The following is a 252-nucleotide window of genomic DNA, read 5'->3' as shown; positions in this document are numbered from 1 at the left end:
TTAGTTTAAAATACCCATTCATTATTCATGTTAATGAAAAACCAATGATAGGTATAAGTAGTGAAATTACTATTGTTATTGATGATGTAGATATTTTTAAAACCATGACAAATCCAAAACAGGAATATTTGGAGGTAATGGCACAACAAGCTATTCTGGCAATTAACAACTATGCTAAACAACGAGCATTGTTTTCTAAGCGAAAAATAAGATTCTAAACCCAATTGAAATGAAAAAAATATTACTTTTTTT

The 252-nt window shown here is 27.0% G+C and carries 1 protein-coding gene; it reads left to right on the top strand.

The features are described from left to right. Positions 1-218 (top strand): CsgE family curli-type amyloid fiber assembly protein (locus H2O73_RS24205; protein ID WP_220457776.1); only part of this gene is annotated, 218 nt, incomplete at its 5' end. Positions 219-252: the final 34 nt, after the last annotated feature.

It is taken from the genome of Vibrio marinisediminis (assembly GCF_014050145.1).
Taxonomy (GTDB): Bacteria; Pseudomonadota; Gammaproteobacteria; order Enterobacterales; family Vibrionaceae; genus Vibrio; species Vibrio marinisediminis.
Note: the sequence above shows the minus strand (reverse complement) of the source record. Positions and strands in the feature narration are given on the sequence as shown.